This is a genomic window from Candidatus Villigracilis affinis (assembly GCF_016705895.1).
Taxonomy (GTDB): Bacteria; Chloroflexota; Anaerolineae; order Anaerolineales; family Villigracilaceae; genus Villigracilis; species Villigracilis affinis.
Window position 1 is genome coordinate 136,931 of the sequence record NZ_JADJKT010000007.1, and the last position, 11,788, is coordinate 148,718.

An 11,788-nucleotide genomic window follows, 5' to 3' on the forward strand; every position below is an offset into this window, starting at 1 on the left:
GGGGTTATACAATTGACGAACGGGCTTCTTGTATTGTACACTCAAAGCATGGAAAAATCACCCGCCACAAGCAGCGATGCAAGTCAATCATCGAACGCCAACATGTGGGATTGGCGGGCCATCATCCTGACCATCGCCCTGGTGGAAATCTCCAGCTCACGGCTGGTGATCACGGAATGGGTTCCCTATCTTTACTTCACACAAACCATCAGCCTTGCGGGAGTCCTGTTAGGATTCGCACTTGGCTACAGTACCTTTTCGCGCAAGGCGGCTACTCGAATCGCGATCGGCTATTCGCTCATCCTGCTTCCTGCGCAATTGCTGAATGCCGTTGAAAGAACAGACTGGGTCTGGACCGACCTTGTCACTTTGTTCAATCGTCTCTTCACTTCACTGGCGCAATTCATCAAGGGACAACCCGTTTATGACCAGTTGTTCTTTATTTCGCTCGTCACTGCGGGCTATTGGATCATCGGCATTTCGGCGGGATACTGGTTGACACGTCACAGAGATTTTCTAAACGTCATTTTGCCCTCCTGTCTGGCGATGTTGGTGGTGCAGGTCTTCGACCCAACCGAATCAAGGCGCATGTGGGCACTGGCTTTCTATTTATTTGCCGCACTGCTTCTCCTCGGAAGATTGTATTTTCTCGAAAACCAGATCTACTGGAAAAAGACCCGCTTCCTGCTTACCGCTGAAACCATCAACAATCTCGAACGCGGCGCCTTGACCGTTGCTGCGGTCACGATCTTCGTTGCCTGGTCCATCCCCGGCTGGATCAAGCAGATCAAACCTGCGGCAAGAGCCTGGCAGGATTTTTCCGAACCGATCCTTGAGCGGCTCTCCGATGCGGTCAGCGCCTTGGAATCACCCTATGCTGGCAGAAACGCTGGTGGAGATTTTTACAGCGGCGAGCTTTCGCTGGGTCAGCAAGCGGCGGTTGGCGATACGCCCGTGTTCTTCGTTACCGTAAAGGAAAGTGAATTCGTCCCGATCCGCAATTATTGGAAAGGCAGGATGTACGACCTGTACATCAATGGCCGCTGGACCACACTTTCCGATGCAAGCGACCCATTTCTTCCAGATACCGATGAGTTGACGGTGGAATATCCAGAGAACCGCAACGAAATGGAATTCACCTTCACCAACAATGCCACGAGTCAAAGCCTATTGTATGCGCCCGCTGAAGCGGTGTGGGTCAGCCGTGAAGGGACGATCACTTCCACTGAAGTCTCGCCAACGCTACGGGATGTCACTGCCTGGAACGCCAGCCCAAACCTTCCAAGCGGAGGCAGGTACACGGTCCGCACCTTGATCGCTGACCCCACACAGGAAGAATTGCGTCTGGCAGGCACGGAATATCCAGAGTGGGTCACCGAGCGATATCTGCAAGTCCCTGAGAATGTCGCGCCGGCATTACGGATTCTCGCCGAAGAGATCACCGCGCAATACGATAATCCCTTCGATAAAACGCAGGCGATCACGGCCTATCTGCGTAACGAGATCGAATACACCACCGAGATCACAGATACACCGCCCGAAAATAGAGATCCTGTGCTGTGGGTTCTGTTCGATTACAAAAAAGGATTCTGCATGTACTACGCCAGCGCAGAGACCTTGATGCTGCGCTCGATCGGGATTCCCGCCCGCATGGCAGTGGGATTTGCGGAAGGCACGTTCAACGAAATCGAAGAACGCTACATCGTCACGTTCGAAGATGCGCATGCCTGGCCTGAAGTGTATTTCCCCGGTATTGGCTGGGTTGAATTCGAGCCGACGGGCAATCAACTGCCGATTGAACGCGCGCCGACAAGGCTGGATATCAACGCAGACGCCACTCCCGACCCTGTCATAGAAGGGACGCCTGCCGCAAACCCATTGGTGCCGCCGCTTTTAGAGGAACCGCCCGATCTGTCTAATCAATCGAACAGCGGCGCTTCCAAAGCGGAACAAATGGAGCTTTACAGAACCATCCTGTTCTACACACTGCTGGTATTGACGGTTGGACTGGGCTTTTTCATGACCCGCCGCTATGCACTCGAAGAACGCATCCCTGTGTATCTTGCAAGCCGTTACACAAAAAGCGGAAATACGCCGCCGCGCTGGCTGAATCGCTGGATTCGCTGGACAACGCTCGCCTCCATTGAACGCACCTTCCAGGTGATCAACATCAGTCTGTATTGGCTTGGGCGTCCGCAGCCCCGTCATATCACTTCGCAGGAACGGGCGCAGGCATTGATCGAGCGGCTGCCATCTGCTGAGACTCAGATCCAAACTTTGCTGCAGGAATATCAATCCACGATCTACACACCGCGCGCTGGAAATCTGACAACGGCGCGAAAAGCGGCCAGCCTTATCCTACTTAAGACATGGCAAATTCGTATAAAAGAAGCCTTGCAATCTCTCGATTACCGTTATAATCAACTACGGTAACCGCCTATGAATGAACAGACCCGCCCCACAACCGTTCCTGACCAGCTGCAGACCCTGAGTTTGCAGGTGGGAAAGATACGCGCCGATCTGGAAGAAAGCCGGCTGAAGCTTCCCAAAAATGCGGGCGAAGATCTGCGCCATATCGAAACATCGCTTTCACTCATCAGCGAAAAGATCGATGCCTTCCAGCGCGAACACAATAACATGCTTGCGCTCGCCAATATCGGACAGGTCGTCAACTCATCGCTTGAACTCGACGAAGTGCTGCGCATCGTGATGGATAACATCGTGCGCCTCACCAAGGCCGAACGCGGATTCCTGATGCTGCGCGATGAACACGGCCAAATGGTCACACGTATGGCGCGCAACTGGGAAATGGAATCGATCAACTCCTCCGAGTTGACCGTCAGCCGCTCTGTTGTGGGACGCGTCATCGAAACAGGCGAACCTCTCATCACCACCAACGCGCAGGAAGACCAACGCTTTGCAGGACAGGAAAGCATCGTGGCCTTCAACCTGCGTTCCATTTTATGCGTACCCCTCAAAGTAAAAAATGATCTCATCGGCGTGATCTATGCCGATAACCGCATCCGCGCGGGCATCTTCGCTGACTCGGAGAGGAACCTGCTGGTAGCTTTTGCAAACCAGGCCGCAGTTGCGATCGAGAACGCGCGCTTGTTCTCCTCCCTGAAAAATACGCTCGAAGAAGTCACAGGCTTGAAGAACTTGATGGATAACATCTTCGCATCCATTGCCAGCGGTGTGATCACAGCGGATATTCAGAATCAGATCACGCTGACCAATCGCGCCGCGGAACGCATCCTCGGATCTTCTTCGGGCGACATCATCGGTCATCATCTTAACGAGACGCTTGCCTCTGTTTCCTCCGAGCTTGAGCCGCATCTGGCAGAGGTTCGCGAAACAGACAAAGCCATTGTGGACCTGGAGATCAGTCACCACCTGCCCAACCACGGCAACGTGGACTGGCGCTTCAACCTCTCCCCGCTCAAGGATGCAGGCCAAAAGACCCAGGGACTCGCGATCGTGTTCGATGACCTGACCGAGCGCAAGAAACTCGAAGCCCAGCGCCGACTCTTCGAGCGCATGGTCTCCCCCGCCGTGATCGAACAACTCGACCCGAACAGTTTGCAACTGGGCGGCAAACGCACGACCATCACGACCCTGTTCGCAGACATTCGCGGATTCACCTCGTTTAGCGAAACCCAGGAACCAGAAAAATTAGTGCGCATCCTGAACCGCTATCTTGCCGCCATGGCCGATGCCGTGCTCGCGCAGGAAGGCACCATTGATAAATTCATGGGCGACGCCATCATGGCCTGGTTCAACGCCCCCATCCCGCAGCCCGACCACACCCTGCGCGCCGTGAAGACCGCATTGCTTATTCGCGAATCCATTGAGAATCTGTATAAAGAATTGCCCACCGAATCCCACCTTTACTTTGGCGTGGGCATCCATTGCGGGGAGGCCGTTCTCGGTTTGATCGGCACCGAAAAGCGACTCGAATACACCGCCATCAGCGACGCCGTCAACACCGCCAAACGCATTCAGGAAAATTCCGCCAAGAACCAGATCCTCATCAGCGCATCGGCTTACGAGCGCGTCAGCAACGAAGTGAACGCCAAACCGCATACCGATATGTCAGTGAAAGGCAAGACCCAGCCGCTGGGTGTGTATGAGGTGTTGGGGTTAAAATGAAAAGGATGAAGGAGGAGGGATGAAGGATGAAAGTGGATAGTTATCAGTGAACAGGCTTCCGAAGTGAATGTCACTTCGGAAGTTTTTTGTTGCATGGACTAAGCAGAAAAAAATCCCCGTTTTCAAAAATCGAAAACGGGGGAAGAGGCTATATTCACTATTCACTACTCCCCACTCTCCCCCACCAACTCCACAAAACGCACCAAACTTTCCAGGCCCTTCCCCACGGGTTCTACATTGATGAACTCCTGCGGGGTGTGGGCGCTGCCGCCTGTTGTGATTCCCATCACCACGGCGGGGATGCCATTGCTTAATGGGATGTTTGCATCGGTGGAGCCTGAGGTGAGCGTGGCTTCGAGTCCCTGCTCGCGGGTGCAGGTCACAGCCAATTGCACCAGCGGATGGTCCGCGGGGATCTCGCCTGCAGGGCGTTCGCCGATGATCTCCGCCAGCACCTTCACCCCGGAGCGGTCTGCATGTTTGAACAAGTCTTCCACTTGATGAATTAATTTCAAAAGCGTTTTGGGGTCTTCAGAGCGCAAATCCAATTCACATTTGGCTTCCGAAGCCAGCACGTTGATGCCCGTCCCGCCGCCGAACGTGCCGACATTGAGCGTGGTGCGCGGTTCACGCGGCAGCCGCACCTCCGTCAACTGCGTGACCAGCGCGGCGAGTTCATGCACTGCCGAAGGCTTGCCATAATCTGACCAGGAATGTCCGCCCGCGGTTTTGACCGAGATGCGATATCTCCGCACGCCGATGGCGCGATGATAGACATGCCCGAGCGCCAACCCTTCCAACACAAGATACCCGATCACATTGTCATTGAACCGTTCCACCACACCGCGCATTCCGCGCAGGTCGCCGAGGCCTTCCTCGCCCACATTCGCCACAAACCAAACATCGTGCTGCAAACTGATATTCCGCTCGCGCAATGACCAGAGGATTCCGAACAACGCCGCGACACCCAACGAATTATCCCCGATGCCCGGTGCGAGGATACGCTCCGCTTCTTTCTTCACCTGCAAGCTGATACTGGTCGGAAAGACAGTATCCAAGTGGGCAGAGACGATCAACGGTTTGGCCTTCTTCTGTTTCCCGGGCAAACGCGCATACACATTTCCAAGCGAATCCATGGAAACATCTTTGAGATTCTCTTTTAGAAAAAGGTCACGGGTGAATTCGGCGCGCTGTCCCTCAGAAAACGTCGGTGCGGGAATCTGCTGGATCTGGATGGCAAGGTCAATGGTTTGGGTGACGATGTTGGTCATGGGGTTAAGTATAAAGGCAGGCAGTGAAGTGGACAAGTGAATTGCCGAAAGGGTGTGAAAACTAAATTTCCCGCACCATTTCCTTCAATGCATATAAACGCGCTTCGGCGAGACCGGGCATCACGTCCAATTCGTAAAAGGGACCGCTGCCTTCTATCTTGAGCGAAGCAGAGACACTTCCATGCAAGGCGGAAATCAAAGGATCGTTCGTTTTTTGGAAGCCAGCGAGGAATCCGCCGCAGAAGGCATCGCCTGCGCCGGTGGGGTCCACCATGCGCGAGGCATAGGCGGGAATCTCGTAACGATGATTGCCCGGCACATCGTACACCATCTGTCCATGTGAGCCGCGTTTGATGACGACGATCTGCGGTCCATACTCGCTGACGCGGCGCGCCATCTCCCACAGGTCATTGGTCTCGCCCCAGAAGAGCGCACGCAGTTCATCCTCCGAGGGTTGGAAGATGGTGATGCCCTGCAGCACCAGCCTCAGATCACGCCAAAAGGCAGGAGCCATATAGCCGGGAGCAGGATCCAGGCTCACGGTCTGGTTGGGTCCGCCCCTGAAAAGGTTGACCATCTGACTCTGGCTGACAAAGTCAAAGGGGCAGATATGCACGTAGCGGACATCCCGAAAATCTTTCGGCACATCAAGCGCGGAAGGAGAAGCGGGCTCAGGTTCACGCGGGTCTTTGCGCGTTTCATCGGGAGGCTGATAGCCAAGCAGTGATTTTGGAAAAGTAAGCTGGCGGCGCGCAAAATGCGAAACCGCATTGGATTGACTGCGCTCGTTGGTATCGGTAAAGGCGATGAAGGCACGCAGGTCAACGTTTTGCAGTTCGCGCAAGGTGCGGACTCCGCTGATATCGAAGCCGCGCTCATCAAGGGCGCGCAGCCATTGATGCGGATAATCCTCCCCCACCCGCCCAACGAGGCCGATGCTTTTATCCCACACCGCGAGTCCGCCTGCGGCGTAAAGTAAACTGCCCCCGGGTGAATCCAGCAAAGGCTGACCCGAAGGCGGCAGAATGTATTCGCGATTTAGTTTTCCTGCAATGACAAAAGTTGGCGGCATGGGGTAAGTATACATAGAAAATGGAGCTGGTGCCTGTCCTTCGACTGCGCTCGCTCCACTCAGGACGGAGAGGTGTTTTGTGAGCTTCTTTGTTTGAGAAGATTCGCCAAACGCGGATAGAACAACGCGATCAGCAATCCCAGCCCGATCTCGATGTAGTAGGTGAAAAAGCGATTGCGGATGTAAATGCCTACCGCAAAGACCAAAAAGACCAGCACGAGCCAAACTGGCAACTGACTGAACAACGCAGTCAGCGCCTTTGATCTTGGCAGCCAAAGCAGAATGACCATCACGATGACGGTTAAGGCCAGGGTCAGCACCCAGAAGAGGTAGGGATTTTCAAAAATGACCGTGTAAATATTCTGGATGTGAATTTCCTTGAAATATAAAATGATCGGGAAATGGACGTACAAAAACAAAAGCGAGTTCTGCCCGAGGAAGGTCAACAAGCCAAGTCCGCGCGGATGCGGGGGGAAGGGAATCAAGCGCAGAAGATAAAAGGTGCCAAACAACAAAATGCAACTGACCAGAAAATAACCAATGGACATATCCCATTTGTTTTCGATATCAAGCGGAAAGTTGGTTTGTTGTAAAACCAAAAGAAGCAAACCAGATCCAAGCGCCGCCGCGAGATTGATGGCATTGTTATTGCGATAGGCAAACAAACCGAAGAAGAACAAAAACAACCACGGGAAGATCGGAAAGATGCCAGGCGGAAAAATGAGATTGGTGAGGCCTACGACCGCAAAGCCAGAAAACAAAGCCTGCAAGAGAAATTTCATCCCAAAAGCCAACAACCCCAAAAGAAAATATATCCATGCCGGGGGGCGGGCATAGCGCTCCACCAGATAGATGACACTGGATCCCACGGCGATCATCTGAATGATGTCGAATTCGATCTCCTTGAGAAAACCAGGGTCGGTGATGCGGTTGAAACTATATCCGAGCAGGAGCAAAAAAGCATAGGTCAACAGCACACCGCGCGGTTTGTATTTCTGGGCTTGCAAGGCGGCAGTGACACCCGCCGCGGAAAAAAAAAGCACGGGAGCCAATCCGTACCAGAATTTAAAACGCTCGTAGCCGCCGAAGTTCAGGCTGGAATGCGCCACGATCATGAACAGACAGCCGATGCCTTTCAGGATGTCCAAAGTAACATCGCGGCTTGTTCGCGGAGCAAAGGTCATTTTTTCATCCACGCCGGGCGCAGGCTTGCCACTTTTTTATATACCGGACAATCGGGTTGGTGTGCCCCGGGCAAATACCCCGTGGACATGAGAAACTCGTTCACGATCTCACCGCCGGTGAAGACAAAGGTCTTCTTGAATAATTTTGTCCACTCGTCTTTGGTGAGCGGATGATGTTTATCGAGCCAATTCTTGAACGAGCCGAATTCCTTTTTCAGTTCGAGGATCTTCTGCGCATTGACAATCGCCGCATTGACCTTCAAGCGATTACGGATGATACCCGCATCGTCCAATAGACGGGCGCGGTCTTTCTCGGTATATTTCGCGATCTTCTCGATCTTAAATCCGCTGTAGGACTTGTGGAAGTTTTCCGCCTTCTTCAAGATAGTGATCCACGAAAGGCCAGCCTGATTGATCTCCAACACAAGGCGCTCGAAGAGTTCATCATCATCCTTGAGCGGAAAGCCGTACTGGGTATCGTGATATTTTTTATTGAAGGTATCGTCGGGGTGGGAATTGCAGTAATCGCAGTAGGTTGTCATGGGCTAATTTTACTATATCAAAAACACCGCCTTAATTTCGTCGGCAAGTAGAGGTCGCAAAGATATATAATACGACTAATGATGGAAACAACATCCATGAAATTGCCTGTTCCACTAACACCATTGATCGGGCGGGAAGCGGAAATTCGTCAGATCAGCGAGCTTCTGCATCGGGATGATGTATGTCTGATCACCTTATATGGATTCGGTGGTTCAGGTAAAACACGTCTGGCAGTGGAAGTTGGACATTTGGAAGCAGAAACCTTCACTGACGGAGTATGGTTTGTTGCTCTTGCGCCGCTTAGCTCGCCTGAGCATATCCTCACAGCAACCGCTTCAGCACTGGGATTTGACTTTGGTAATTCTGTGGATCAAAAGAAGCAATTGTTCAGCTACCTGCAAGAGAAGAACCTGCTGTTGATTTTCGATAACGTCGAGCACTTGCTCCCCAATGCGACTCTTTTTTTTGAAGAGTTTCTTCAAAATATCCCTCGTCAACCTAAATTACGCCTGCTGGTGACTTCTCGCCAGCCGCTCAATATGCCCTGGGAATGGGCCTACCTCCTTCGAGGACTTGAATACCAAAAAGAATCGCCAAGCGTGGAAGGTCAAACATCGGCTGCTGTCGAATTGTTTTTGCATCATCTACGCCGACAGGGCAATCCATTAGAGGCAGGGGATGCTGTTTGCGCGGCACAAATCAGTCAGCTGGTCAATGGTTGCCACTGGCCTTGCTCCTCGCGGCAAGTTGGGGCGCGTCCTCGGGTGTGACGATATTCTGAAGGAGATCAAACGAAATACTGGATTCTTAAGGCTCAGGGGCAAACATCCACGGATAAGCACAGCAGTATGCAAGCTGTCTTTGATTATTCGTGGCAGCTACTATCCGAGATCGAACAGGCTACTTTACGAAAACTAGCTGTCTTCCGCGGAGGCTTTGACCGTGCGGCTGCCAACGCAGTCACCGGGGCCGACCTCACAATAATTGCCAGATTGGTCGACAACGCCCTGATCGAACGCATTTCAAACAACCGCTATCAAATCCACGAATTGCTTCGGCAATACTTGCAAGATCGCTTGGAGGAAGCGAAAGAAGACCAAGCGACCTATGATGCACATCTAGCCTATTACACAGTTCTTGCTGAACAGGCCGAAACACAATTACTACGGGAACAACAATACACCTGGATCGATCAATTGAAATTGGAAATTGATAACTTCAGCAACGCATTGGAATGGAGTCTGGAAAATCCAAATCCTGCCCGCCTAAAGCTGGGGCTACAAATGCTGACAGCCACAGAGCGCCTCTGGACTCTACCCTTGCTTACAAAAACAGGTTTTGGTTACCTGTTTAGGTTACTGGCATTGGTTTCAGATAATCAGTTTCAGTCCACCTATGCACGGGGATTAAACCTGGCAGGATGGCTTTCTTTTTTGCTCGAAGATCTGCCAGAATCCCGACAATACACTGCACAGGCTTTACAAATCGGACTGCTAACGCATGACAGTCGACTGGTTGCTGACGCTTATTATATTCAAAGCCTTGAGGCCTTTTATCGGAAGGAATTTAAAACTGCTCAATCCTACGCCCAACAAGCACTGGACGGTTATCGGGAAATAAATTATACGCCTGGCATTGCGCAAGCTCTGGACAGCCTGGGACGTTGCGAGATGTACAGCGGCAATTTTTCAGCAGCCATTCCGAACCTGACCGACGCACTGGATCTAGCAAGGAAACTGGGAGACGTCCGTACTCAATATTCCACATTGCGCGGGTTGGGAGAACTGGCATTGTTCGGCCAGCACATCGATCTGCAGCGGGCGCGGGCTTATCTTCAGGAAGCCCTTGAGTACGCGCGCCAGTTCAAAGACAATTTTTACATCAGCCATATCTTGAATAGCCTGGGCGAAATTATGCGTCTGGAGGGGCAATTTGAGCAGGCAATTTCCTACTATGAAGAAGCAATATCAATTGAAAAAGAGCTGGGGAGAAAAGACGAGGTCATGCTCGAGGAAGAGAATCTGGCGTTTGTCTATTCCCATTTGGGTCAATATGATCAGAGCAGGGTTCTATTCATTAGGAATCTGGAACTGGCTCTGAAATCTGACCATCTGGCAATTGAAATAACGGCCTGCCTGCTTGGTTTGGCTGGCATAGCGGTTGCTCAGGGCGAGGCTCATGTTGCAGCAAAAGTGCTCGGCGCCATTGATGCTGTGAAAGACTCTCTCCTTCTTTTTCTAACAGACCGCAGCGAATATGAACGGATCAATGCGGCTACGAAGGCCCAACTCGGGGATCATCAGTTTGGTAAATTCTTCAGGGAAGGCCAGGCAATGAGTGAGTCGAAGGCAGCCCAATTATTTCTAAACCCGGGGACCAAAGAGAGTTCAACCAACGCAGAGCTGCTAAATGGTTTGACGCCGCGTGAAATCGAGGTGCTGCGTCTGGTTGCCCTTGGGCTTAGCGACCAGGCAGTGGCAGAACGGTTGGTCATCAGCCCACGCACCGTTAACGCACACTTGACATCGATCTATAACAAACTTGGGGTCAAATCTCGCGCCGCCGCAACACGCTTTGCCGTTGAACACGGCCTGAATTGATCAATAGAGTATGCTTCAGATAAGGTGAAGAAAGAACATCCCGAAGGTTGATTTGAGCTATTTTAGTCATCTTTCAAAACCTCACCGCACTGGCGTACGGCACCAGTGCGGTGAGGTTTTTTCATGGCAGACCAAACGCTCTCACCAGGAAGACCGCCATCTCGGCGCGTGTCACATTTGCATCGGGACAGTAGTTACCGTTGCCGCATCCGCTGGTGATGCCTTCAGCCGCGAGCTGCTCGATCCACGCATCCGCAAAAGAGCCAAGCGGAATATCTCCGAAAACGGTTCCAGTTGCGGCTGGAGGAGTGTAGGCATTGCCATGTTCGCCACGCAGGAGGAAAATTGCCATTTGTGCGCGGGTGATGGTCGCTTCCGGACAGTAGTTGCCGCCGCCGCATCCAGCAGTGACACCTTCAAGAGCAAGCTGCTCGATCCAATCTGCTGCAAAGGAACCGAGAGGCACATCTGCAAAGACTGTGCCAGTTGCCGCTGGAGGTGTATAAGCGCTGCCGTGTATACCTCTCAAAATGAAGATAGCCATTTGCGCGCGCGTGACGGTTGATTCCGGACAGTACATCAGCGGAGAGGCGCTGCACCCGCCTGTGATGCCAGCATTGTAAAGGCGCTCGATGTATTGCCATGCCCAATAGGAAGTGGGAACATCGGCAAAGGTCGTGCCGCCACCTATAGTGTAGAGGAAAACATCATGCTTTGCATTCGTATCTCCGCTTACCAGATTAGAAGCAAAAGAACCAAATGCCACGTAACGCCCATCGGCAGAAATCGAGGCACCCGCTGAGTTGTTATCGCCTTCCACACCGCTCGAAGCCACTGAGATACGTGTAGTGGTATTGGCTTGAGTATCGCGAACAAAAACATCATCCAGTTCATTTGTATCTCCGCTCACCAGATCAGATGAACGAGACATAAACACCACGTAACGCCCATCAGCGGAAATGGACAAGT

9 protein-coding genes are annotated in these 11,788 nt (G+C 52.3%); 4 read left to right on the forward strand and 5 right to left on the reverse strand.

Going from position 1 to position 11,788, the window contains the following annotated elements; genetic code table 11:
• The first annotated feature begins 48 nt into the window (after positions 1 to 48).
• Together IPI86_RS05425 and IPI86_RS05430 are read left to right on the forward strand one after the other, a co-directional pair.
• Positions 49 to 2,433: a transglutaminase domain-containing protein gene (locus IPI86_RS05425; protein ID WP_345296970.1), complete on the forward strand. Its 2,385-nt coding sequence runs from the start codon at positions 49 to 51 to the stop codon at positions 2,431 to 2,433.
• 6 nt (positions 2,434 to 2,439) lie between these two features.
• Positions 2,440 to 4,149, forward strand: coding sequence for an adenylate/guanylate cyclase domain-containing protein (locus IPI86_RS05430; protein WP_345296971.1), 1,710 nt, complete (start codon positions 2,440 to 2,442; stop codon positions 4,147 to 4,149).
• Between the two features lie 164 nt (positions 4,150 to 4,313).
• On the opposite strand, the gene IPI86_RS05435 is transcribed toward IPI86_RS05430, so the two are convergent.
• From IPI86_RS05435 to IPI86_RS05450, 4 genes are read right to left on the reverse strand one after another with little or no spacing between them, the layout of a single operon-like run.
• Positions 4,314 to 5,456 carry a M20/M25/M40 family metallo-hydrolase gene (locus IPI86_RS05435; protein WP_345296972.1) on the reverse strand — a complete coding sequence of 381 codons (1,143 nt, stop codon included), beginning with the start codon at positions 5,454 to 5,456 and terminating at the stop codon, positions 4,314 to 4,316.
• 25 nt (positions 5,457 to 5,481) lie between these two features.
• Positions 5,482 to 6,492 (reverse strand): carbohydrate kinase family protein, encoded by a 1,011-nt coding sequence (locus IPI86_RS05440; RefSeq protein WP_345296973.1) that lies wholly within the window; start codon positions 6,490 to 6,492, stop codon positions 5,482 to 5,484.
• Between the two features lie 59 nt (positions 6,493 to 6,551).
• Entirely contained in the window at positions 6,552 to 7,676 is a 1,125-nt protein-coding gene (locus tag IPI86_RS05445) for a hypothetical protein (RefSeq protein ID WP_345296974.1), read from the reverse strand.
• Complete coding sequence (locus IPI86_RS05450) at positions 7,673 to 8,218, reverse strand: DNA-3-methyladenine glycosylase I (RefSeq protein WP_345296975.1); 546 nt, start codon at positions 8,216 to 8,218, stop codon at positions 7,673 to 7,675. The genes IPI86_RS05445 and IPI86_RS05450 overlap by 4 nt, the downstream gene beginning before the upstream one ends.
• A gap of 96 nt (positions 8,219 to 8,314) precedes the next feature.
• On the opposite strand from IPI86_RS05450, the gene IPI86_RS05455 reads away from it, so the two are divergent.
• Positions 8,315 to 8,989 (forward strand): NB-ARC domain-containing protein, encoded by a 675-nt coding sequence (locus tag IPI86_RS05455; RefSeq protein WP_345296976.1) that lies wholly within the window; start codon positions 8,315 to 8,317, stop codon positions 8,987 to 8,989.
• Between the two features lie 78 nt (positions 8,990 to 9,067).
• Entirely contained in the window at positions 9,068 to 10,819 is a 1,752-nt protein-coding gene (locus IPI86_RS05460) for a tetratricopeptide repeat protein (protein WP_345296977.1), read from the forward strand.
• A gap of 121 nt (positions 10,820 to 10,940) precedes the next feature.
• On the opposite strand, the gene IPI86_RS05465 is transcribed toward IPI86_RS05460, so the two are convergent.
• Positions 10,941 to 11,788, reverse strand: an 848-nt coding sequence (locus IPI86_RS05465; protein WP_345296978.1) for an S-layer homology domain-containing protein, incomplete at its 5' end; no start/stop codon positions are given.